This window comes from Thalassospira sp. (genome assembly GCF_048059015.1).
Classification (GTDB): Bacteria; Pseudomonadota; Alphaproteobacteria; order Rhodospirillales; family Thalassospiraceae; genus Thalassospira.
In genome coordinates this window covers 169689-194987 of the sequence record NZ_JBLLNT010000012.1, presented here as the reverse complement: position 1 = coordinate 194987, position 25299 = coordinate 169689, and the positions used below count along the sequence as shown (strand labels likewise).

Sequence of the window (25299 nt, the reverse complement as noted above, 5' to 3'; positions counted from 1 at the left end):
GCTCCAGCCTAGACCAACTGATCTGGCATACTTTCAAAGATGGTATCAAATCGGCTGTGATGTTCGGCAAACAGCCCTAAAAGATGCGGATCAAACATGTTGGGCGACGTCCGTGCATCACCCTTGGTGATGATGGCAACGGCTTCATTGTGGTCAAACGGGGGCTTGTATCGCCGGGAGCTACGCAGGGCGTCATAAACATCGGCAATTGAGACGATACGCGCCACCATCGGGATGTTTTCACCCGACAGACCGACACAATAGCCTGTCCCTTCCCATTTTTCGTGGTGATGGCGGGCAATTACAGCCGCTTGTTCAAGGACCGGATTGTTCGAAGAGTTGAGCATCGCATAGCCGATCTCGGTATGACGTTGCATCACTTTGAATTCTTCGTCGCTCAGCGGTCCTTGCTTCAAAAGGACTTCGTCAGGTACGCCGACTTTCCCGATGTCATGAAGAATTCCTGCCAACCGGATCATCCGTTGGGTCTGCAAATCCAACCCGGCCATATCTGCAAGCAATTGGGAATAGAGCCCGACACGAACGCAATGTTCGGCAGTTTCGATATCGCGATATTGGGAAATCAGGCTAAGGCGGTCGATCATTTCCTGTTCGGCACCGCCCAATTTGCGGGTCACATCGTCAAGGGTCTGGGACTTACTGACATTCTCAAGTTCAAGCTTGCGAACCCGTTCTGCTTCGCGGTCGCGGCCAAGCAACCGTTCCTGCGCATCCAGAGCCGCACGCTCGAGGTCCGCACGTTCAACAGGCTTATCGAGAAATTCGCGCACGCCAAGACGAAGAGCAGTGACCGCATCGGATTTATCTCCATCTCCGGTTAGCAGGATGAATTCGAAATCGCGTTTGAACTCGCCAAGAACACGTTTGACAAACTCCAGACCGCCGCAATTGGGCATGCGCAGATCAGATACGACGAGCCGCAATGATGCATCACTACGCACCTTCTCGATCGCATCCAGTCCATCCTTGGCCAAAACTGGTTCAAACCCAGCGCGCTCAAGGATACGCGCCAGCAATTTGCGTATAGGTTCTTCGTCATCCACGACAAGAATTTTGCGATCAACTTCGCTCAATACCCCAGTCCTCCTCTATACAGATGTGACCATCCTGATGGACGGCGATAACCTATACATAAGTATTATATATTGCAAGATACGCATAAATCGACCGATCAGGTCACATTTTTTTGGGTTAAGGGTGCTGGTAATTGAAATCACATGTCGGGCATGACTGACGTCGGCGTCATAAGCCGAGCAGCAGGAATTGTTGACTTTCGCGCAACAAAAAACCCCGCAGAAATCTACGGGGCTTTTCCTGAAATTTAGATGTGCCTCCGATCAACCGACCAGAAGGGTCGTCCAGTTTTCAACCTTGAAACGCTTGATCAGCGAAAGACCAACTTCGCGATATGCCGACAGAACAAACTGTTCCTGATGCGACAGCAGACCCGAAAGGATCACGACGCCGTCCTGGGCAAGTGTATTGGTCAGATCATGCGCCATGGCACGCAACGGGCGGGCCAGAATGTTGGCGCAGATGATGTCGTAATAACCGGCATCACGAATGCGGGCATCCTGGAAACCATTGGAATGGATGGCGGTGACCAGGTCAGAAATCTGGTTGATCTTGGCGTTTTCACGCGCGACACGCACCGATGCCGGATCGATGTCAGCCATCATCACCGTGCTGCGCCAGGCCTTGGCACACGCCATGCCGAGGATCCCCGATCCACAGCCCATATCGAGCGCATTGCTGCGTGTACCCTTTTTGGCAACCCAGTCAATCGCAGCCAAGCAGCCCTTGGTGGTCTGATGTTCGCCCGAACCAAAGGCAAGACCTGCATCCACCTGAAGACCGGTTTTAGCGACCGGCAGCTCTTCGTCCCAATGTGATCCATGCACAAAGAAACGCCCAACCGAAATCGGCTTGAAGCTACGCAGATTTTCACTGACCCAGTCTTTGGGCTCATAGGTACCAAAGCTGACTTCTGGTGCATCAACACCAACAGCCGATGCCATGACCGAAACAGCGGCAACGATGCCCGCCTTATCAAGATGATCGCCCGAAAAACCTTCGATGCGCCATGGTGCGGTCGGATCGCCCGGGCGTTCGAAATGCGACAGCGCATCACAATATTCGTAAAGGCCCTCTGCAAAGGCTTCTGCATATGCGCCGTCAACTTCGAACTGGAAGTTGTAGCAAAGAACGGGTTCGGTCATATCGCTTCTCGCTTGTCGGGGCAGCAAACGATCGCCACCCGGTTGGTTCGGTATTCCGTAAATATTGGCTCGGGGCTTACCCCGGCAAGATGAAGCTGTCGACCACTTTCTTCGTGCCGACCCCTTCGAAATGGATTTCCAGCTTGTTGCCATCCACCGCACGGACCGTTCCCGGACCAAATTTGCGGTGACGCACGGCATCACCCACCTTGTATTTCGATGATTTCGAATTGGTGGCGTAGCTGGTTTCACCATCAGGCTTAACATCAATCACATTCTTGCGCACGCGATCCTGCCAGCCGCTTGAGGCAAACTTCCGCTCGCCCGCGCCCGATACGGGATTACGGTTTGAACTACTGTCATTTGCCCAGCTTGGCATTTTCATCCAGTCATCCGAACCCCATGCGCCCGGTGAATGATTGCCGCCATGCCCACCAAGCCCGGTATCGCTGATGCGTTCAATATGCTCATCAGGCAATTCATCAACAAAGCGCGACGGCAAGGCCGATTGCCACTGGTTGTAGATGCGCCTGTTCGCCGCATAGCAAATGGTTGCCCGTTTGCGTGCGCGCGTGATCCCGACATAGGCCAAACGACGTTCTTCTTCGAGGCCCTTGACCCCGCTTTCATCCATCGCACGTTGATGCGGGAAAACACCCTCTTCCCAACCGGGCAGGAAGACATAGTCAAACTCAAGCCCCTTGGCGGCATGCAGAGTCATGATGGTGACTTTTTCCTGCGCGTCGTTTTGCTCGTTTTCCATCACCAGCGAAACATGCTCAAGGAAGCTGGTCAGGTTTTCAAACTCGCCAATCGCGGAAACAAGTTCTTTCAGGTTCTCAAGTCGGCCTGGCGCATCGATCTCCTTGGAGGTGCGCCACATATCGGTATAGCCGCTTTCATCAAGAACGGTTTCGACCACTTCGACATGGGAGCTGTTCGAAAGCATCTCGCGCCAGCGTTTGAAATCACCCAAAAGCCCACCGATGCCCTGACGCATCTTGGGTTTAAGTTCTTCGGTATCAATCAAATCGCGTGCCGCCGCCGGAAGCGAGATCGCCTGATCACGGGAATATTGATGCAGGGTTTGAAGGGTCGCTTTACCCACACCACGCTTGGGCACATTGACGATGCGTTCAAACGCCAGACTGTCATCGGGCTGCGCAACAAGGCGAATATAAGCCAGCGCATCACGGATTTCCTGACGCTCGTAAAAGCGCGGACCACCGACAACGCGGTATGGAATACCCAGCGTGATCAAGCGTTCTTCAAATTCACGGGTCTGGAAACCGGCGCGTACCAGAATGGCGATCTGTGATGCACCCACACCCTTGCGCTGAAGCGCTTCGATGTCTTCGCCCACAAGCCGTGCTTCGGCCTCGCCATCCCAGACACCTTTGACAAAGACCTTCTCGCCGGTATCAATCTCTGTCCAAAGCTGCTTGCCCAGACGCCCATCATTGAACGTGATCAGTTTGGATGCAGCGGCCAGAATATGCGGTGTGGAGCGATAGTTTTGCTCAAGCCTGACAACCTTGGCACCGGGGAAGTCGGATTTAAAACGCAGGATGTTGCCAACCTCAGCCCCGCGCCAGCTATAGATCGCCTGATCATCATCGCCAACGCAGCAGATGTTGCGATGAACCATCGCCATCGCGCGCAGCCACAGATACTGGGCGACGTTGGTATCCTGATACTCATCGACCAGAATATAGCGGAAGGTGTTCTGATACTGTTTCAGGACTTCCGGGTGTTGCTGGAAAAGTGTGAGGCAATGCAGCAACAGATCGCCAAAGTCGCAGGCATTCAGAACCTTCAGACGTTCCTGATAAATCTTGTAAAGGTGCTTTGCCCCGCCATTGGCAAATTCGACACTTTCATTGACCCGTTCGGGCGTCAGGCCCTTGTCCTTCCAGCGCTGGATGATGCCCATCAGCTGCTTGGCTGGCCATTTTTTCGGATCGATCTGTTCGGCATCCATGATCTGCTTAAGCAGACGAACCTGATCATCGCTATCAAGGATGGTGAAGTTTGATTGCAGCCCAAGAAGCTCTGCATGACGGCGCAACAAGCGCGCTGAAAGCGAGTGGAACGTTCCCAACCACCAGCCTTCAACCGGACGACCAAGCGCCTGAGCAACACGTTCCTGCATTTCCTTTGCCGCACGGTTGGTAAAGGTCACCGCAAGGATTTGCTGCGGATGCAGGCGTTCTGTCTGTGCCTTGGATTCCAGCAAATGCGCCAAACGCGTGGTCAAAACGCGGGTTTTCCCCGTTCCGGCACCGGCAAGCACCAAAAGCGGCCCATCAAGCGTTTCGACAGCATCGCGCTGCTCGTCATTCAGATTGTCGAGATAAGCCGGGGTCGGCGCATCAGACAGACGCATTTCCGGGCTGGCGGCGAATTCATCAATTTCGAAGGGATCATCCATCATGGCGGCATATATATCACGCTGTGTTCCAAGGGCCAGTCTTGCGAGTAAGGAGAACCAATTTCTGTAATTCAATGGTATTGAGACGGAGTACTCCAGTGAAGAAAAGCTCAAAACAAACCTACTACAGAATTCTTCCTAGAGTGAATTCGCGCTAATAGCTGTCAACTAGTCTTGGCTTCAGCAATACCATTCTTCGCAAGTTCTGCTAGCTGAGAGGGGCTAAGCTTTTTGGTAAAGACCGTTATACAAAGTAGCTTGTGCCTCTTTCGTGACGCGTGCGCGATAGAACTCACCGACTCTGGTCCTTTCCGCATCAGAAAAGGGTTTGATACGATCAATGTTATGACAATCAATAATATTCCCTGCTTCCAAACCGAGTTTATACGCGTCGGGCACAGAAGAATTCATGATCACGGGTAAGCCACAAAGCCCATATTCTGAGAATTTTGTTGGGAAAGCCACAGCATTCAATGGCAAGTAGTCTCGGACCATGAAAGCAGCATCTCCCGCATTCAAATACTCATTCATTTCTTCTAGGCGTGCTGAAATGATGGTTACGTCCCCGTCTAATCCAGCTTTTTTCGCAGCCTCCCGGCGTTGATTCGTAACGACCAAATAGTGCACGTCTATGCCGGAATCGCGTAATTGATTGAAGTAACCAAGGCTTTCTTCAAACTTTTGATACTCCAACATGCTGCCACCATAAACCAGTACCAGGGTCGCCGGCTTTATTCCCAACTTTTCTCGCGTGGTCCTACGTAACACTGGGTCGAAGTAAAAGAGATTACCCGCCGCCGCACCAGGAATGACGACTGAGTGCTTCTTACCCCAGAATTTCTCCATTCTCTCACGAAGTACACTCGTTACGAAAATGGCAGACTCCGCGGTTCGAGCCACCATTCGCACGCGGCGTTGATACACTGCCCCCACAACAAACCGCATAAAACTCCGTTTTAACCCATAAGGAATTCTATCAACACGCTCCGCAAAAAAATCTCCGCGGCAATCCCAAATCAGAGGTTTACCGGTTTCTCGCACCAGCCCGCCACAAACAGCTGCAGTGTACTCAGTACGAGCGTGAATCTTATCGAATTCAAGCTTCTCCGCCGCAGCAAATGAAACAAGCTTTTTGCCGTTGATCCACTCCGAGAATGGAATGCCTGGCCTAATCCCGCGAATGATCTTTATGTCACATTGAGCAACTTCTTTTGATCGCTGCAATTGCTCATGAGCCTGTGCATAGGCGGCATCGCTACATGCAAGTGTCACAATCGAGAACTCAGCAATTCCAATGTCTTTCAGAACTCTCGCGTGCTGCAAGACCTGGGAGTCAATCACCGTCGATTGTAGCCCTTCAGAGAGTACAAATAGGATTCTGGGTTTCACGTCCATAGCCATCGGTTGTAGGGTGAATTGCTTGTTTCACCAAGTAGGGTTCTAGTTCGGCACCAACAGCAATATCCCAGATTTCAATTCCACTCGGCTCAACTGCAATCATTCGCTTAACTGACCATTCATCACCTTGTAAATGTGCAATAAAACCCGATTTTTCTGCTGCTAGGCAGTGAGCTGTCGCCAAATGCCTGATAGAGAACAAACTGCTATTCGTGTCCGCAGCAAAACAACCTTTGGCACGTGGCACAAAGTGAGACCCGTGGCCTCGATAGAGCTCTCGCCGCTCTGTGTCAGCTGTGTAAACGAAGCTTCCTGGATCCGTTAATATAGGAACACCATCAATAACCAATTCCAAAGAAAGATTGTCATCGTGAGCATGTCCCCAAGACCCACCTTTCCGATGATCAAAACACCTGAAAGACAGGTGGAACGACGGTGCCTTGAGAATATAAACCCCAAAAATCGGATATTTAAATAAAGTTAACTGGTTAAACGGAACATCCCCGGAAATAAATGTTCTATGCTTATGCTTGTTATCACTTCGATCATATTCGGATAAAAACTGTTCACGCAACTTCCCAAGCCCCTCCCCACCAGTATCAAAACCACCAATGCTTATGGCCTTCAACGAGTTTCCTCGAGAAAGGTGGTGGACAATTTTTTGATCCAGACAAGTTAGTTCGTCATTGCAATCAGGAAACAAGCCTGACGCAGCACCGATGACGCCAGATGGGTTTACGGTATCTTCACGACCATCTCTGCATATCGGCTCAAGCTTGAACAACCTTGCGGAATCGATATCACCGATTTGGGTAAACCTTCGATCCGGCCGGGTTAAATGCACCAGAAAGTTCACAGCGGAAAAAATCTTTGCGTGAACCTGTGAGGAAAATCGACTTTCTCCCTGCTCAGTCATAAAAAGGGGCGATGGTGCTGCAGGAAATGGCGGACGTACGTTGATCAAGCTCCGATCATAAGTCTCAAAATCTTTTTGTTCTGAGCTTTCATAACCTCGTACAATCGCAAGAGCATATACAGCCATTTCAAGTGTAAGGCGATGATAACCGGAAGAGCCTTCGAAGTTCCCACCGTCGTCCAGAAACTGGCGATCTGTTTCTAGATTGAGCTGATGAACTGCGAATGCCTTCCAAGCTCTGCGTTCCGGGCTATCTGGGAGATACGTTGCGGCAAACAACACGCCTAGAATGTTTGCGTAATAATGATTGCCGCGTTCCTGCTCCGACCACTCAAGATTTGCGAGAATGTGGCGCGTTTGCGCGTCAATGAAGTCATGAATAGTCTGCATCGCAGCATGGTCGAGAGATACCCCTCCACTGTGCAGAATATCGAGACAAAGCAGAATATTTGCCCCACGAATTGCCACTTCCATAGGTGTGCGCCAATGGATGCCATACCTCGGAGGGTTGCTGGCAATGAAGTCGAGAATTTGGGCTCGGATTTCAACGACATACTTCTTTTTGGAAGCGGTTGCACCCTCAGACCCAATGCGCTGCTGACAGGCTCGTATCGCCATCAATGGCAAATGTTGCAGCCTCGCTAGTTCCCAAGGAACCTTTATGTCTGCACCAGCCACCTTACCTATCTGAACGTCCAAGAACCAAGTGCGTGAATCCCAGCAACTTCCTGATTTAAAATCTCTCTGCCAATCGATCGGGTGGTATTTGGCAGAGGCCCAGCTCCCATGAAAAATCATCTGCCAGATTTGTTGACTTCTTCTCAAGTTGCGCGAACTGACACAAGCCTTGAGCCAATTACCGTCGTGATCGAACTGCTGCAGCTCACCGAAACGATTTACGCATAGCGGGCCACTTCCCAAAAGATCAACCTCATGTCTCAGAGATTGCTCGCTGATACGGAGAATTTCAGCTGACTCATGTATATCTGATAATCCGTCGGTTGCGATACGCCATCCCCAACAGCCTTTCGGCAAGCGCTTTAAAGCCATATAGGACGCAAGTTTTTTGTCCTTCAAACGCCACACCAAACGTTTAGCCCTGCGCAGCAATACGCCCACGAGAAGATGCATGACCTGTCGAACAGATTTGCCCCTCAACAATTCGAAACAGGACGAGAAACGCATCGTATCCAGAGTTCCCTCTCTTTGTCTTCAGTCCGGAGCTGTTATTTTTCCTCTGATCTACAAAGTACGAAGTGCCAAGTTGCCACCGCCCAGAACGGTAAGAAGTCTGCAATGCACGTATTCAATTTAATCAGAGGTTTGAATAAGAATATTGTCGCCCCGGTTAAATCAGCCCCCATCAAGCTACCATTCTGGAAGGCCTTGAAATCGAGACCGGCTTTTTGGACTACCCTTCGCAACGAACACTTGGTGTAAAACTGTACATGTCCCGACTCATAGTTGTACGGCACGTCCATAACAGATGGGCCCTCATTGTGCCGACCTGCAATCTTGCGTTTTGCCCAACGCAAGGCCTTATAAAGACGAAGCTTAGCGTCTACGTATTTTTCTATCTCGGTCAATCCATATCCGTTTGGCACAGAACAGATAAAAATTCCGTCAGAGCGCAATTTGGGGACCAAACGTTTCAATATTTCAACCGGTTCGTCCAGATGCTCCAAAACCTCAGACATGATAATAACATCATATTTTTCACCGTCGGGCACTTCACTCAGGAAAACGGCCTTATCGTTCCCCAATTCTGCGCGAGCATGTTCCAGTGAGGGTAGGTGAATATCGATACCTGTATAGTCTATCGTTTCGCTTACGATATAACGCGCCAATTCCTCGCCATTACCGCAACCAAAATCCAAAACCTTTACTTCGCGACCTAATTTCTCAGACTGACGAGAAAGCCAGTATTGGGCAAACTTGATTTTTTTCGAAGTTGCATAAACATTTTCAGCAGGAGCAGGAACCATAAAATCACCTAACGTCTTGAGCGCGCGCAGAGAGCATTATCAACGTACCTTGCTCATCGGGAACAGATAGAACTTCAAACCCCGCAGCATCGAGAATTCTTTGCCAACGCTCGATTGAAAACCGGTTACAAGACAGCCTCAGGTAGGACAACCCTTCTCTCCAACGGCTTTTCTTAAGAAAATAATGGATAGGCGGGAACAGCATCAAAGCCCGCTTGATGCTCTCCTTCTTACGGAAACTGTTCCTCATATCAGGCACGGTCAATAAAAGAGTGCCTCCATTTTTCAGCACCCGGTGAAAGTCAGACAGGATTGCCTGCGGATCCGGCAAATACTCAAATACGCTTGAGCTGATCACAGCATCATAGCTATCTGCCTCGAACGGCAATTCACCCTTTCCGGCATAAACTCGGAATTCAGGACCGGAGACGCTTGAGAGCAGATTTGCGTGCTCTATCATTTCCGGTGAAACATCTACGCCGGTTACATTATAACCTTTATCAGCAAGGTGCTTCGCTACCAAACCGCTACCACACCCGAAATCAAGAAGCTTGGCTCCAGGCTGTTGATACATTATCAAACTACTGTAGAAGCGCTGAGAGCGAGCGAACATTGCGGGATCATCTGCATAGCGCTTGCTCCATCCCCCTGCCAAATCATCAAAGAAACCCTTTGTTTCTTCTACGTGACGTTCAGAGCGTTGATTAAGCAACAGAGTCATTTTGCATCTCCGTCAACACCCAATATCTGATCCTGTACTTTTAACGCAATACGGGTCGCCTGCAGGACCTGCCACAAAGGAATGGGCCAATCACCGCCACACCGAACGGCTTCAGCGAATGCCTTCATTTCTTCGCGATGACCTTTTTCCATCTGCTTTACCTCGACAGGGGAGAAATGAACCCCCTCTCCTCTCAAGATGCGATAGTCTTCGAGATCAATGACCTTGTCCTCGGCATAAATCGTCATTCGCTCCTTGGGGTGCTTCGCATTTCCAAGAGATGTATATGTAAGGTTTGCCACAGAACCATCGGAGTAGGTCGCCATCATCGCGAAGTTATCTGTTTTGCAATAGTAACCTGTTTTTGGAACAATTGACTTGGCAACTACTGAAGTCACCTCGGCATCAGTAAGTGCGGTGAAAAGATCATAGAAATGGCAAGCTTCACCAAGGTTCCGCCCGCCACCCTGCGTATCATGCACCCAATTATCTGCAGAAATGAACCCCGCATTAACTCTATAATTAATCATCACAGGGGACGTACGGTTTTTCAGTTCATTACGGACCTTCGCGACCATTGGGGAAAACCTGCGATTAAACCCAACCATCAGGACGTTGCCATTATCACCGCTTGCGCGAAAATAATTCTCGATTTCGAGAGCTTCTGCCTCTGTCAAGCACAGTGGCTTTTCAACCATCACATGCTTTCCCGCTTTCAAGGCCTTTAACACCATTCTCCCATGCAGATCATGTCGCGTTGCAATTACAACGGCATCAACCTCAGAGTTTTTCAGAACAGCCTCGAAATCTGTAGAAGCTTCAGATATTCCGAACTGGCGAGCAACGTTCATTGCGTTGTGTCCTTGCCGAGTGACCACTGAAACCATTTCGAAGAGCTCTGGCATCTTCTTCATGATTGGCATTAAGGTGTTGGTGGCAAAACCACCTGCCCCGACTACTGCAACACGAATCACCTGATCGCGACCGTGCCTTCTTGCGCCTACAGGGACAGTTCGCACGATCTCTTTTTCAGATTGATCATAGCTTAGCAAAACCGATAGAGGTCGCTTTGCACCATCTTGCAAGGCAAAATAGGCTTCTGGAGCCTTATCCAGTTTAAATTCATCTGCCACCAGTGATCTAATTGACACTCTGCCATCAGCGACCAGTTCCAGAAACGCGCCCATATTCCGGTTTTCTGTCCAACGCACATACGGCAAGGGATATTCCAGACCGCTTTCTTCATACATGCGGTCATAGCGCCCTGGACCATAAGACGTTGAAACAAGGAAATCTAATTCCTTTGCGTAGATGTCCTGACGATCAATATCCATTCCAACATCGCCTACGAGAACTACTCGGCCCTTTCTGCGGCAAGCTTGAAATGCACTTGATAGTAACTCGCTGCTCGGGGTTGCCGCTGTAATAATGACGCCATCTGCCCCGTACCCATCTGACAGCCGGTATGCAGCTTTGATCATCTGATCACCAGCCACGTCAAATCCGTATTTCATACCGTTGGATCGTGCCAGTTCCACGCGCTCTGAATCCAAGTCTACACCAAGCACATTCACACCGTTGGCGCGCAATATCTGCTGTGTCAACTGGCCAAGGATACCAAGGCCAATTACAATCATCGTCTCGCCAAGTGTTGGTTGGGCGCGCCGCACCCCCTGCAAAGCGATTGCACCAAGTGTTACGGTAGACGCATCTTTCAATTCGACACTTTTTGGCACCTCGACAACGAGATTTCTTGGCACTGATATTATCTCGGCGTGATGAGCAGCCTGAGACCCTGCGCAGGCAACTCGTGCCCCCACAGCTATGTCTTCGACCCCTTCACCAACAGCGATCACAAAACCGCTAGCGGAGTAACCTATTGGATGTGCAGTCTGGAGCTTTCTACGCACCAGTTCGCTTGTCTCTCGCAGACCTGTGCTGCGAACCCGATCAAGGACTTTCTTGACGTCAGAAGGCTTCTGCCAAGCTCTTTTCCAAAGCGGTGCAGAACTTGCCTTTACGCCACTCATTTCTGTGCCAACTGAGATACAGGAATAGCAAACGCGGACAAGTAGAGTCCCTTTCTCAACTTGTGGCGCGGGAATGTCTTCCACCACTACACCGCCTTGCTTCACCAACACCTGTTTCATGCGAATTATTGCCCCACTTTTTGGTCCGGACTCACTGCATCAATGATCCGCTTCTGAAACTCAGCTCTTACCACATTCAAATCGTGATTTTCTTTTGCCTTCAAACGAGCGCTTGTAACTAGTTTTGTGCGGAGATCAACATTCAACAGCACCTCACGCATGCCATCGACCAAATCACACAGCGATTTTTGGTCTACAATGTATCCCCAACCATCTGTAAGAGCATAAGCTACCTGTGCTGCTTGAGCTGGACCGTAAACAAGTATTGGCCCACCAGCAGTCAAATATGCAGGCACTTTGGTCGGCATGGAATACTGGATAAATCTGATGCTTTCTTCGTCGAAATTAACTGGAAGCAATAACAGGTCGGCTTTTGCGATGCGCTGAAAGAAGGAAGTGTCATCACGAATTGTCTCAATGATTTCAATACAAGGGTCTACCTGCAACACCGAACGGTATCGCTCACCGTGTCCGGACGGACTGCTAATGGTAAGCTTTGCAGGTACGCCTGACCTATTTAACTCAGCTACTGCTTGGCAACATTGCACCAAAGCATCCAACTGTGCATTGGGAAAAATGGATCCGATGTAAACAATATCAGCAACTTCGCTGCAATTTATATCCCGCTTTGCAAACTTGGACCATTGATCAAAATCGATTGTATTCTGAAACGCCTCGAAACCTCTGCCGAAACGAACTTCGTAGGCCTCCTTCATCGCTGGAGAAATTGCCAAACAACATTTTGCACGCCCGACAACTGAATTCACCAATCGCAACATTTCCTTGCGCATAATTGGGGCCAACATGCCCTGGCGGTGACTTGCAGCCATCCAATCGTCCATAAAATGCACGACAATCGGCAACTCAAACCGATCAGCAATGTCCTCGACAAGCTTTATCATGCCGTTTGTGCCAAGGATGGTATAGATCACCTCAGGCCTATATTCCTCGATCCAACGTTCAAGTGACGGGCTAAGCCTTGCTCTTTCAGGGAAACTTGTACCTAGCAATTTGATACCAGCACTTTTGATACATGAAGATATCTGTCGGGATTTAGTTGTTCTTATCTCCGCTTGTTCAACGCTCTGTGCACCGGGTCGTTCATCGGCAAATTGCCCTGATTTTCTACTTCTCAAAACTCTGCGGACAGAAGAAATCGGCTCCACATAGTCAAGTTCATCTTCGCCCAGAACATAATACTGATCACACACATCAGATGTCGTCGGCTCTGGGTCGTTGTGTACAGTCGCGATCGAAGTCTTAGGCCACCCATTAAACAGGTTCGAAAACGTAATCCCGCCGCCAGTGACTTGATTGAATGCATGCGGGGTAACAAATAGAACTTTGGGAAAGTTCGCACTCAATTTTCTAACCCTAACAAACTGTCATAAAGCTCCACAAACCTTTGAGCTTCGACCTTCTCGTCAAACTCTTTTTCAATCAGGTTTCGTCCATTTTGTCCCATGTTAAGGCGCAACTGTTCAACACTTAAAAGAGAGTGAAGTTGCCTGACAAATCCCTGAACGTCACCACTTGGCAGACAGAACCCTGTTTCGCCGTTGCGAACAACATCTGCCATCCCTCCTGCATCAAGTGCCACAACCGGCTTTTTGCAAGAAAGTGCTTCAATCGCTGTATTTGGAAGGTTTTCGACCGCGGAAGGTATCAGCACGACATCAGAGGCCGCATACAAGTTCGCGAGTGTTTCATCATCGTCGACAAAACCATGTGAATAAGTATCCAAGGGTGAATGGCCGACCCATTTCTCTGATTCACGCCCCGCAACAATAAAACAATAATCTTTTGGGTTAGGCAGGGAATTCAAAACTTTCTGAAGAAAATCTGTACCTTTTCTCGGATTATCGAACGCAACATGTGCGCAGAAGAAAATCGCCGGTCGATTGTCGTCTATTCCCAGCAGCCTTCGAGCAGCGTACTGATTTCTCTCACGGTACAGTCTGACATCAATACCATTCGGAATCCGCCGAATATCACAGCCATCAAAAAGGGGGCTTTTTCGCGCGGCTTGTTCTGTCCATGAAGACGGAGCCACCACCGTAAACGGCTTGATCGCGTCGTAGATTTTACTTTTCCTACGCCAAAGCACTGCCGTTGTATCAACTCCGATTCCCGGATAAGTATCAAGATCCGGGCATTGTCCACAACCAGATACCCAGTTCTGACAGCTTCCGGGATATGCGCAATGCCCGGTTATCGGCCATAAATCAGACAATCGCCATACAATTCGGCTCCCTGAACTCAGCCCCTTAAGACTTGCCAGATTGAAATAACCACCATGCAAGTTATAGAGCTGGATAATCGATGCCTCTTTAAGCCAAGTATGGGAACTCACTCTTCTCTGCGAAGGCAGATAGCAATATTGCATCCCCAGCTTCAACTGTACCCGATTTACAAAATGGTCGGCCTTTGCCAGAAACTTGGTGTTTGCAATGACGTCGACATTATAACTATCAGATGATTTGAAACCGACGAGCATGCGGCTGTCGACACCAAGCTGTTCTATATTCTCATGTATCCGCCAAGCAGATCTTGCTGATCCTCCTTCGACGTCGCTCGTCGAGACGTGTACTACTTTCATCGCCTCCTACCGTGCCTGCCAAAGCTGGAACATCAACATCGGCCACAAGAAGTATGTATGGTCCTTTTTGCCATCTTGGTGCTCAGCCAACCGACGCAAAACAAACTCTGGATTAAAGTATCCCTGCTGCTTCAGCTTTTCTTCGCTCAAAAGCTCTCTGACAATATCTTTGAGTTCAGCCCGCAACCATTTACCAAGCGGGATAACAAACCCCTTTTTGGGGGCACCTACGAGTTCAGGAGGCAACAACGGAGCAACAGAATCCCTAAGCAAACCTTTAAGATCGGATCTAGATGTCCTAATCTCTGCTGGAATTCGCGATACCAGATCCACAAAACCATTATCAAGAAATGGTGTCCTTGCTTCAAGTGAATGCGCCATTGAAAACCTATCTGTCATTAGGAGGAACTCGTCACACAATTGCGTCTCACAATCCATAATTGCATGCGCGTCCCTTACTGTTGAAGCTCCTTGGCGTCCTGCATCCAAAAACCGCTCGCGAAGAAAATGGGATGTTGCATAATCAGCAATATCGGTTCCGGCAAAGAGCTCTTTTTTGAAGGAATCAGATGCATAGTAGAACTGATCGAACATATTCTTTCGGAAGTTCTCCTCAGTAATTTCAAGTGGCTTGCGCCGACCAAATCTACCCAACCACCTGGCTTCTAAGGAAAGCCACTTTCCATAATTACCAAACAGTTCATCACCGCCGCTGCCTGTAACTGCCACCTTAAATTGCTCGCCCATCCCCTTGAACACAAACCAAGATGGCAACCCGCCGCCATATGGCTCATCTAGTGATGCTACCATTTGTGGGAGCTCATCCAAGAGAACCTTCGGGTCCAGAACGATCTCTTCGTGTTCCATGCCCCATTTTTCTGCAACTTTCCGAGCAAGAGGCAATTCATTCCAATCTTCCTCACCATCACCCGAGAAGCCCAAGGAAAAGCTTTTAAGATTAACACCTTGCTGAACAGCTAGCCCCGCCAAGGCAGAAGAGTCCAAACCGCCTGACAATGAAATCGCGACCGGAACATCTGACCACGCCCATCTACTGACCGCCGCTCCTAGTTCCTCTCTGATTGCACTACACCAGTCCTCACGACTCAGCCCGTTTTCCGGCGCAAAATGCATTTGCCAAAAAGGCTGCACCTCAACCGACCGATCATCAAGAGAGTATTTCAGAAAGCTCCCTGGTGGCACACGCTTGATCGCCGAGTAAGCCGTTTGGGATCCGGGGACATAAAGCAGACTGAAATAGTGATAGATGCTCTCAGCATCCAACTTGCCAAAATCAAGTGGCAAGACCTTGAGGCTTTTAATTTCCGATGCAAAAGCGAAAGTACTTCCACTTTCCAGATAGTGGAGAGGTTTAATTCCGAAACGGTCCCTCCCCAGCAGGAGTTCACGCTTTTGTTTATCCCACAATGCGAATGAAAACATGCCATTGAGCTTGGGGAGACAAGACGTCCCTTCACGCTGTAATAGTTGAAACAGAACTTCTGTATCTGAATGATCAGAAGTAAACGCGACACCGTCAGCTTCCAGTTCACACCGCAACTCTGGAGCGTTGAAAATTTCACCATTGTAGACAATAGCATACCGGCCATCGGCTGAAATTATTGGCTGTTCGCCACCTGCGAAGTCAATGATAGCCAAACGCCGCATCGCGAGAGAGACCATGTTTTGATCGTCAAAGTAGGCACCACCATCATCGGGGCCACGGTGAGACTGGACATCGTTCATTGCTTGAACCCAGTCCGAAATCTGCGCACCAACTAATCCAACAATTCCACACATGCCCTAAACACGCCTCTGCTTTTTTTCAATTTTTGGCCGAACACAAGTGACTTGTTGCCAATTATTATCAGTGTTGATCTTATCATTGAGTATTAAGCGAACAATCATTGTTCGGAAATTGTGAGGAAGTCTTGGCTTGAATCAGAGGATATCCATGCTGATAATTTTTTTAAGTCTTGTCCCCAGTCTACTTTTGGGACAACGGTGCAATCGACTGCCAAGTCTTTGAGTCCATAGCTGTAAGCTTCATAATCGATGTCAAATGATGAAAACGCAGTAGGTCGCAAAAACATCGTTGCAAAATAGTATTGCTGTGCTGCTTTTTTTTGCACTGGTGTTAGTGGCGGCACCATATGCAAGGTCGCTAATTGCTCTGAGAATTCATGAACGTTTTGAGGGTCTATCGTAAAACCGTGCCCTGAATAGCGACCTGAACCAGCTGTAACGACAGGAATTCCGAGACAAGGCAATTCCATACCGATCGTCCCGCGTACAGTTAAAGCATAATCAATAACATCAAATAAGGAGCCGGTATTTATCTGTGTGTCCGCAGGCATAATCCGTATGTGATCCGGCAATTCACCAAATTCATTTCTCAGCGCAACGACTTCAAGCTGCTCCATAGGCATATCATCCATCTTGGAGCGCCAAACATTTACAGGATGCACCTTAATTACCCAGTTGAGAGCTGAATTCTTGATCGCGGAACGCACTGTTTCGATCAACCAATGTTGATAGTCTTCAAAAAGACTTTCCCCATAGAAGAATGTTGCGTCGTAAAGAATATGAGTGAAGATGACTGCCGTTTTCTTGGAGGGGTCGATGGAAAGGTTTTGAATCACTTCGTCCCGGCTTACAAGTTTCTTTCCATCCTGTAACTTTTGCCGGTTGTATGCTGCACCTTCATCATAGTTGTTGAATATTCGTGCCAGAACAATGCTTTCGACATGTTCGCCCCGACCACCTTTACTTACCTGTTCCCAGACTTCATCGGACAGCGACAAAGGATGCACAGAACGATTTGAGAGGTTATACCGCTTAAACATAAGCTCATCCTCCCGTGGCGCACCAATCCATTGAATGGCGTCACATCCAGAGAGTATACAGGCATCGAAAACTTCGCCAGCGGGCGTGTATCCACGCTCATTAAAAAGCGCTCGTTCCGGCTGAATATCAAGAATGAGTTTTTGCGCAGCTACCGCTGCCGTCATTGAATAAGAAAACGCATTTCTCACTTCATTAAAGTGGTGCGGATCTGACAAATCTATCTTGCCTACCCGCAATTTCCTGATTGCGAGGGACAGAGCATTTTTACCAACGCGTATTCCGTCGACCTCGAAGCTCAATAGGCCGTGAACATGACCGTGATATTCTTTCAGTAACGCTTCAACTTTGCGATTTTGAGTTACTTGATCAACTTTCCTACAATAAGTATCGAAATAAACGAACTCGACATTTACCAAAACCGCACGATAGAGCTTCTCCAAAATAGGTTCAGCATGGTTGAGCAATACAACAGGCTTATAGCCTTGAAGAGCCATGCCCCAGGAGAACAACACCTCAGTCTTTACGCCGCCGATCATGGCCAGCAGATCGCATACTAGGAACGTTTTTTGCCGCGAATTAGAGGTTTGATTTTGACGCGTGAGATGACGAACCGCCTTTTTCCACCTAAGCACATCAAATTCAAGAAGGAACCGACGCGCAACTCTCGTCATCAAAGATGAAATCATGATCAAAATTCGCTTCCAGCAATAACCATCTCAGCTCGTTTAAAGTCTTCAAGCGAATCAATATCAAGCGATTCTTGTTCAGGCATCATGTATGGAAGCAGTCGCCCTCCAAAGACAAACTCACGAAGTTTTTCGGTTCGGGTTAGGTAGATGGCAGCGCCATTACGTGCGAAAACTGCTGACTTATCCTGACGACGCAACAAAACCTCTTTCTGATCGATGAAAGGAACTAGAAACCCAGCTGTGTTCAACTTCATTACAGACATTGGATGGAAGTTATGCGGCACTTCCACACAGCTCACCAAACTGTCCGCATCAGCCGAAGACGCGAACAGTTCAATTGCCTGCTTGATATGCGTGGCTGTCCGGAGCGGTGAAGTAGGCTGCAAAGTCAGGACAACATCGGGGATATAGCCCTCCCTTTCCAACTCCTGCACATGGAACCATAAGACATCTCGCGTCGGAGTTTCATCTTGAGCAAGATGCTCAGGTCTCAACAACACCTCTGCACCGTATTGCATGGCTTTTTCCGCTATCTCAGCGTCTTCGGTTGTCACGCAAACTCTATCTACATTAGGAGCCTTCAAAGCTTCTTCAATCGAGTAAGCAATGAGAGGCTTGCCCGCTAGGAGGCGTATATTTTTCCTCGGAACACCTTTGGAACCGCCCCGCGCCGGGATAATAGCAAGCGTTTTCATAACATCAGTACGTGATTGTTTTTTGTAACTTTACTGACCCGATTTTTGCCAAAACGTTAGCAATCTTCTCGCCCGCAGCCCCATCACCGTAAATGTCTTCGCTTCTACCCCGCCCTTTTGCACTTTGAGTAACTATAGCCCGATAGATCTCATTTTCGTCATAGTTAGCATCAAGGACATTTGAGCCGCGTTCGCGAGCATTTTGGCGGCTTCCGATATTGACTACAGGAGTACCAATATAAGCTCCTTCACGGATGCCGCTTGAAGAATTTCCGACGAGGCATTTTGTATGCGCCATCAGTTGCACATATATGTCAATTGGCAGATTCTTGAAAAAATGCATATTTTCGGCCAACCCTTGCTCGCGCCACTTCCGAATACCTCGAGCAATGTCGTCAGCACCAGCATCAGCATTTGGCCAAAGCACTATCGCTTGCATTCCGGTGCGTTTCACGGCAGACAATGTCGCCCATATCTGGTGTTCTCCTGCGCCGTACTCAGTTGTTACAGGGTGCTGCGACACCAAGACAAAGGGATGACCCAAATTGATTTTGTCTCCAACACCAAGTTCAAAGAGTTTTTCTGTAAGAGTTGATGGGCGATCCTGTAAAATTTCTGCAACTAGATCAATGCGCGGGCACCCTACTCGGAAAATTGTATCCGTTGGCTCCCCAAGTTTCTCGATACGTTCAGCCGCATCTCGGCTCGCCGGGAAGTGAATATGTGAAAACTTCGTTACCGCGTGTCGGATGCTCTCATCAATTGTTCCGGTCACCTCCCCCCCCATTGTATGGGCGATTGGAATATTCATATACGCAGCAGCCAATGTTGTCGCCATAGTCTCAAAGCGATCGCCGACCGTGATTACGACGTCAGGTTTAAGGCGTTCGAAAGCAGAAGAAAGTTCAATTAGCCCGATACCCGTTGACTTGGCCATTGTAGTAGGTGTCTCGCCTTCCAGAAGAAAATGAAGACGCTCTGTAATCGCAAATCCATCTTTCTCCATCAAATTGACGACAGAACCATAACGGTCGAGCACGGCAGACGCTGCTGCAACGACCATTAATTTTAGATCCGGATGCCGCTTGATAGCCAACATTGCAGACTTGACCGAGCTGTAGTTCGCCCTTGAACCGATAACTACGCAGATTTTTTTCATTTTTCTTAGACCAACTTAAAAATTATTCATTGAAAAAATCATTATCTGAGAATTTGTAATCGACAGAAACATCTTTGACCAACTTCTTTCCCAACAAAGCCCGATAGTTTGCAGCCGGTATTCCATCACCTGGCTTTTTAAAGGCTAGGTCTTCAAATGCTAGTAGAGTACCAGCCGCAATTGGTCTGGCAGCGACAACACTCTTCTCGAAGATTAGTTTCATTTCCGCGTAGGGAGCAATATTATCCTTGTCAACGGGCGATTTCAGCATTTGCTCGATATCTCGTAGTCCACTGCAATACAGCTTAAAATCCCCTGGCTCCATAGAGGTAGCTGCATCACTTCCATACATCTTTTTTGAAAATGTTAGGTGCTTCTCAAAAACCGAAGCTCCACTTGCTGCTGCGGCGAAAGCAGCTGCAAAACCCTCAGTGTGGTCTGAAAATCCTACAGATGCTCCATAACGCTGGCGCATTTCCTCAATAACGTTTAACCCCACTTTTTTTGGGGAGCATGGATACTCTGAGGTACATTGCATCACAGTTACTTCAGAAGTCCTACTTAACACTTCATAAGCGGCATCTAACTCATCCCAATTACTCATGCCGGAAGAGAGGAGTACGGGTTTCCCGATGGAAGCAATTTTTTCGAGCAACGGAAGGTTTGTAACTTCTCCAGATGGCACCTTGTAGGCTGCTACTCCCACACACTCCAGCAAATCTACAGCCTCAAGAGAAAAAGGTGACGAAAGAAAGAGTACGCCGTTAGAAGTACAAACATTACCGATTTCAGCCCATTGTTCTCTGGAAAATGCCGTCCGCCGGAAGTACTCCATCCTCGGCTCCCCCTTAAAGTAGGGAGGCATGGGAGCATCAACCAGAGTTTCCGCCTCGGCAATATGTGTTTGAAACTTAACAATATCGGCCCCGCATTCTGCAGCCAACTCGACAAGCTTGCACGCGTTACCGAAGGAACCGTCATGCACCGAACCTATTTCTGCAATGATCTTCATTTTTTGAATTTCCGTGGTTTAAAAGTATATGTATTGGTTCATAACAAACTCGAATACCGTTGCCTAACCACAGTAAACATGATTCTCAGGATCGTGCGCATGGGCGAGAGGCATTTCTTCAAGCAAAGTGTTTCTCTCGGTGTTTATGGATATCAGTATAGGAGGCTAGAAACCTCTTAGACAAGCAACTCGAACCAGCACAAATTCGGTATGGATCTTCACCGCCAAAGACAACAGTCCCTATTGTTTACAGCTCAGAAAACTGTTTTTATCTCGGCGACACAGAAAATCCTGATATCGTTAGTTCATATTAGGACGGGCTGCTCGAAGAACTATTACTATTCTTTCCCAGAGCTCCTCGCACATCGCTGGCGTACTGAGGCTTTTTGTTCAATCTGCACTTAGCGCTCGTATTTAACCATGCTGTCGTTCTCTCGACCTAGGCGCCAATAGCTCCTCGAATGCATATTCCGCAAATCTTACTATTGCTCATCTATACACGACACCAAGCTGGGACAAAATCACCCCCCCAGAACTCGCGTCTTTTTTTTGCATATTAAGACCTACCATCAGCACGCGCCGAAAATCCTTGGGCAGTATATACTCTCTTCGCAACAACTAACAATCGAGCATAACTTCTCCAAAACCGACAACAGCCTTAACGTTTTACTTAAAATGGCTACAGATGAGACAATTTTCCTCCGTTCGCGAGTGAGTATGAAGCAAATACAAAATATCGCATTTAGCAATCCACAGGAAGTTGATGAAACTAACTAACATCAAGTCTCTGCCGCCAAAGATTTTCTATTGCAGCATACACAGAGTGTTGATTGTACTGGCCAACCATTTGGCAAACTCATATATACAACTTAAACTGGACTCAATCCATTACACGTAACTACATCATAGACTCGAACCAAATGACGATGTCTACTTAATCCAATTCTAACCACACGATCACATTCAGAAGCTGCCACAAAAACATCATGTGGTTTTCCCGTAGTTGGTTTTCCCGCACTATCCGCTCATGTTCGTCGATCAATCTAAGAACTTCGTCGGCATTAAATAGTCCATGCCCTCGGAATCGAGTCGATGTAGCCACATCCCGTAACCGAGAAAGTGTCTGGTCACCGAACCATTTATGTGCCGGCGCATTCCAACCTGTTTTTGCAATACGCTGTCTGGTTGCCTCCGGAAGAATTCCCTTCATGGCTGAGCGCAGAAGTTGTTTAGTCACGCCATTCCTGATTTTTAGATCTCCGGGCACCCTGAACATAAACTCCACGAGATGGTGATCTAGAAACGGATCAAAATGGTCCAGTCCAGCAGCAGTGCACTGACGATCTTCTGCACGCAGGCAGCAAGGTAAAGTCTCACGCACCATATCTTGATATGTACGGTTCTTCAGATAGCTATCGTACGGCTCATCCATAACTGGCTTGAAATCGCTGAGGTCTACAAAACTCTTGTCAACGGCTTTACTATACCGAAGCATCCGCTCTTGGTTGGGAAGACACCTCCCGGGCAACGAGAGGTCGGCGGTATCCTGCATCATCTTTTCAGCAATTTGACGATTTTTCCTATGAATTGCGTGATCATGATGCCCAGCCCAAGCTTCAATCTCTCTTTCTAAGGTCTCAAGTTGACCGTCTACTCTAAGATCCGCGAAGTACATTGGAAAGTATTCGTATTCGCCAGCGTTGAGCTCGTCTCCGCCAAGACCACCAAACAAACTGGTGAAACCTTTACCCGCGACTTCCTTTGCAAGTAAGAAATGAGATAGCCAAGTCGCAGTTGCAACTGGTTCATCATGGATACTCACCATATCTTTCACTATTTGAAAGATATCGATATCGTCCCCCAACTCAACAGGACACCATTCATCAACGCGGTCGTTAACCACATCCTGTATTTCTGTACGTTCATCGAAGGTAGGGTCCGAATATACAGTAGAAAATGCGGATTGCTTGGTTGCCAGTACTTCAACTGCACAACATAGCACCGATGAAGAGTCCAAGCCGCCAGAAAGAGTAAAGGCAGGCCTGTCAGTGACTGAAACCCGCTTTTTCACAGCCCGCAATAGAAGATCGCGGTACTTCTCAGACAGCTCTTCTTTTGGCTCGCGCCATTCATCCCGACTATTTAAACACCAGTAGCGTTCAATTTTAGGTGTGGAACCCTTTTGAAAGGCTAGGAGATGTCCTGGCGGCACCTGCTGGATGTTCGCATAGGGACTTTGCTCTTGGTTGTTATCGAAAGTACGATAATGCATTCCGACAAAGCGTGCGAGAAAGTTGTTATTAAGATCAGCGTCAACCCCCTCAACTGCGAGCAATACTCTTGGTTGCGAACCACATACTAGGACGCTATCTCCAATTGTTGCATAGTAAAGAGGTTTGACGCCAAATCGATCGCGCCCCAAATACAACCGCTGTTCGGCTGCATCGAAAAGCACTATTGCGAAATCACCCTCAAGCTGACCAAGCATTTTCTCAAAGCCGTGCATTCGATATAGCTGACTAACGAGTTCAATATCATTCCGAATGCTTAAGAATTCACCGGAAAGCTCCTTTGAGTTTAAAATACGACCGTCAATTACCACGGATACATCTTGGAACTCTCCTAAAGGAATAGACGTTTTATCACCCTTCCACGCCAATACGCTTGAATGAGTCGCAACCTTTTGGAGCTTCGAACCATTAAAGGAGGATAGAACTTCATTAGGCAGCGTTTCAAAGTTCAAGCTCTGACTGAATGAAGCAGCACCAAAAATACGTGACATCAAAGTACCTATAAACAAAAATTAGATTTTATGCGCAACTATGAACGTCCAATAATGCGGATAACCGATTACGTTTTCTGCAATCCCGCCCGTACGTTCATCTTCGACGACCTCAACTTTGAACCCATAGCTCTCAATGAACGGGACAATTTCGTCCCGAGCATAGGTGTTTACATGAACCTTCAGTGGAAGTTGGTCATCTAAAAACTTATCTTGAACATACTTGTAGATAGCGGTATCCGAAATCGACTTCGTAGGATCAAAGTCTTTCGCGCGGTCAAAAGGAGGCGTTCAAGGGGTTTGTGATAGTTGTCCAAATTCGTAAGAACATTCATGCACACGACGTGATCTGCAGCCCCCCGGAAGTCTTCAATTCTGCATACCTTAAGTTGTTCCTCGGGTAGGCCGAATTTTGGCAAGCACTCTCGTCCTATCTCAATGAGCTCGGGTGTAGCATCCAAGCCGAGATAATAAAACCTGCTTAGCCTCTTTGACAAAGAATGATAGAAGTACCCACTACCGCATCCAGCATCTATAATTGAGTCACCATCCTCGAAATTGGGTGTAAGTAGGTCCAAGGCTTGGACAGCACAAGTCATTTCTTCTGCAACACAAAGGGCCCGATCCCGATATAAATCGCGAATTATTCTGCTGTGGCGCCAGATATTGAAATAATCATACCCGTCAAATTCAATCTCGCAATTCATATTGTCATCTTATTCTATCTGCAACCTTACCAACCAAGATAAATGCTGAAGCCATGAAGTATCCACGCCAATCCCTTGGGTTTTCCATTGCTATGCTTTGACGTCTAAACATTTCCGGCGCCAATGCCTCAAGTATAGGTGGAAAAGCATGATAGTGGTAAAACAACAGCTCAACATCAACCAAGCCAATTTCTTCTGCTAGAGATTTCAGCTCAAAAGGGTTGTGGCTACGTGAAAGCACCTCGTCATAGCCAGGCTCATCTTGATAACCTTTGCGCAGAGGAGGAAGGTCTAAGCTAAAATGCTTCCCAAGCTCATCAATCATAGAGGTAAGCTTAGTCTCTTCGTCTGTTGTCAGAGCATTGAATTTGGAAGGTTGAATTAAGCGTTCTTTATAAAAGGCGTAACTGTAGCGATTGAGTGAAAACAATGAAAATAGCTCATTTCTAGCTTCAATAGCTATGAGGCCTCCTGGCGCGATAGCACTTGCCAAATTCTGAAGAACAACTTTATCTGCCTGCGCTGGTATGTGAGGAAATACGCCGAAACAGATGCCAGAGTCATATTTCGCCTTTTTAAGGGGCCCTCCCCGGAATGCCAATTTATCAATAACACTTCCCGTCCATACATTTTCAGGGCTTATGTCTTGAAGCGACAATACTCTTCTGGCTTCAGTCACCATTTCCGGGGTCAAATCGAAACCATACAGCTCAATATCGAGGTCAACCAAATCCCGCAGCATGGAGGCAGGACCGCACCCGGCATCTAGAACATTAGTCACTTGAGATTTTGACAACAGTTCACGGACGATTCTGGTATGGACCGGCGGATAGGCATCTTCTGAAGCATAGTAATCATCATAGTAGCGCTCTCCCCATGTGGAGTAGCATGACTTCACACTGTGCTCCAACGCGTTAATGTTCTCATCTTCTATCGACACACCGTTACCCCCGTACCCAAACGTTATC

The 25299-nt window shown here is 48.1% G+C and carries 18 protein-coding genes; all 18 read right to left on the bottom strand.

All coding sequences use genetic code 11. The features are described 5' to 3' along the window. Positions 1-8 precede the first annotated feature (8 nt). Entirely contained in the window at positions 9-1094 is a 1086-nt protein-coding gene (locus ACMZ66_RS16465) for an HD domain-containing phosphohydrolase (RefSeq protein ID WP_416938748.1), read from the bottom strand. A 264-nt stretch (positions 1095-1358) separates the two neighbouring features. Then, a complete protein-coding gene (locus tag ACMZ66_RS16460; protein ID WP_416938746.1) occupies positions 1359-2240 on the bottom strand; it encodes a 50S ribosomal protein L11 methyltransferase in 882 nt (293 codons plus the stop codon). 76 nt (positions 2241-2316) lie between these two features. Beyond that, the gene (locus ACMZ66_RS16455; protein WP_416938825.1) at positions 2317-4671 is read right to left on the bottom strand and encodes an ATP-dependent helicase; all 2355 of its coding nucleotides are present in this window, start codon (positions 4669-4671) and stop codon (positions 2317-2319) included. Between the two features lie 222 nt (positions 4672-4893). After that, positions 4894-6012, bottom strand: coding sequence for a hypothetical protein (locus ACMZ66_RS16450; RefSeq protein ID WP_416938744.1), 1119 nt, complete (start codon positions 6010-6012; stop codon positions 4894-4896). A 16-nt stretch (positions 6013-6028) separates the two neighbouring features. Continuing rightward, positions 6029-8062 carry a heparinase II/III family protein gene (locus ACMZ66_RS16445; protein ID WP_416938742.1) on the bottom strand — a complete coding sequence of 678 codons (2034 nt, stop codon included), beginning with the start codon at positions 8060-8062 and terminating at the stop codon, positions 6029-6031. A 149-nt stretch (positions 8063-8211) separates the two neighbouring features. Beyond that, entirely contained in the window at positions 8212-8970 is a 759-nt protein-coding gene (locus ACMZ66_RS16440; RefSeq protein ID WP_416938740.1) for a class I SAM-dependent methyltransferase, read from the bottom strand. 4 nt (positions 8971-8974) lie between these two features. After that, entirely contained in the window at positions 8975-9691 is a 717-nt protein-coding gene (locus tag ACMZ66_RS16435) for a methyltransferase domain-containing protein (protein WP_416938738.1), read from the bottom strand. Further along, complete coding sequence (locus ACMZ66_RS16430) at positions 9688-11841, bottom strand: bi-domain-containing oxidoreductase (RefSeq protein WP_416938736.1); 2154 nt, start codon at positions 11839-11841, stop codon at positions 9688-9690. Before ACMZ66_RS16430 ends, ACMZ66_RS16435 begins: the two co-directional genes overlap by 4 nt. 5 nt (positions 11842-11846) lie before the next feature. Further along, positions 11847-13205, bottom strand: coding sequence for a hypothetical protein (locus tag ACMZ66_RS16425; RefSeq protein ID WP_416938734.1), 1359 nt, complete (start codon positions 13203-13205; stop codon positions 11847-11849). Next, positions 13202-14440 (bottom strand): glycosyltransferase family 4 protein, encoded by a 1239-nt coding sequence (locus tag ACMZ66_RS16420; protein WP_416938732.1) that lies wholly within the window; start codon positions 14438-14440, stop codon positions 13202-13204. The genes ACMZ66_RS16425 and ACMZ66_RS16420 overlap by 4 nt, the downstream gene beginning before the upstream one ends. 6 nt (positions 14441-14446) lie before the next feature. Then, positions 14447-16240, bottom strand: a complete 1794-nt coding sequence (gene asnB, locus ACMZ66_RS16415; protein ID WP_416938730.1) for an asparagine synthase (glutamine-hydrolyzing) — start codon at positions 16238-16240, stop codon at positions 14447-14449. A gap of 104 nt (positions 16241-16344) precedes the next feature. Next, a complete protein-coding gene (locus tag ACMZ66_RS16410; RefSeq protein WP_416938728.1) occupies positions 16345-17979 on the bottom strand; it encodes a hypothetical protein in 1635 nt (544 codons plus the stop codon). Next, on the bottom strand, positions 17976-18671 hold the full coding sequence (locus ACMZ66_RS16405) for a cytidylyltransferase domain-containing protein (protein ID WP_416938726.1): 696 nt from the start codon (positions 18669-18671) through the stop codon (positions 17976-17978). The genes ACMZ66_RS16410 and ACMZ66_RS16405 overlap by 4 nt, the downstream gene beginning before the upstream one ends. 4 nt (positions 18672-18675) lie before the next feature. Then, entirely contained in the window at positions 18676-19830 is a 1155-nt protein-coding gene (gene neuC, locus ACMZ66_RS16400) for a UDP-N-acetylglucosamine 2-epimerase (protein WP_416938724.1), read from the bottom strand. 22 nt (positions 19831-19852) lie between these two features. Further along, positions 19853-20842, bottom strand: a complete 990-nt coding sequence (locus ACMZ66_RS16395) for an N-acetylneuraminate synthase family protein (RefSeq protein WP_416938722.1) — start codon at positions 20840-20842, stop codon at positions 19853-19855. Between the two features lie 934 nt (positions 20843-21776). Then, positions 21777-23624, bottom strand: a complete 1848-nt coding sequence (locus ACMZ66_RS16390) for an asparagine synthetase B family protein (protein WP_416938720.1) — start codon at positions 23622-23624, stop codon at positions 21777-21779. A 200-nt stretch (positions 23625-23824) separates the two neighbouring features. Further along, entirely contained in the window at positions 23825-24223 is a 399-nt protein-coding gene (locus ACMZ66_RS16385) for a methyltransferase (protein ID WP_416938823.1), read from the bottom strand. Positions 24224-24335: 112 nt separating this feature from the next. After that, positions 24336-25271: a class I SAM-dependent methyltransferase gene (locus tag ACMZ66_RS16380; protein WP_416938718.1), complete on the bottom strand. Its 936-nt coding sequence runs from the start codon at positions 25269-25271 to the stop codon at positions 24336-24338. Positions 25272-25299 lie beyond the last annotated feature (28 nt).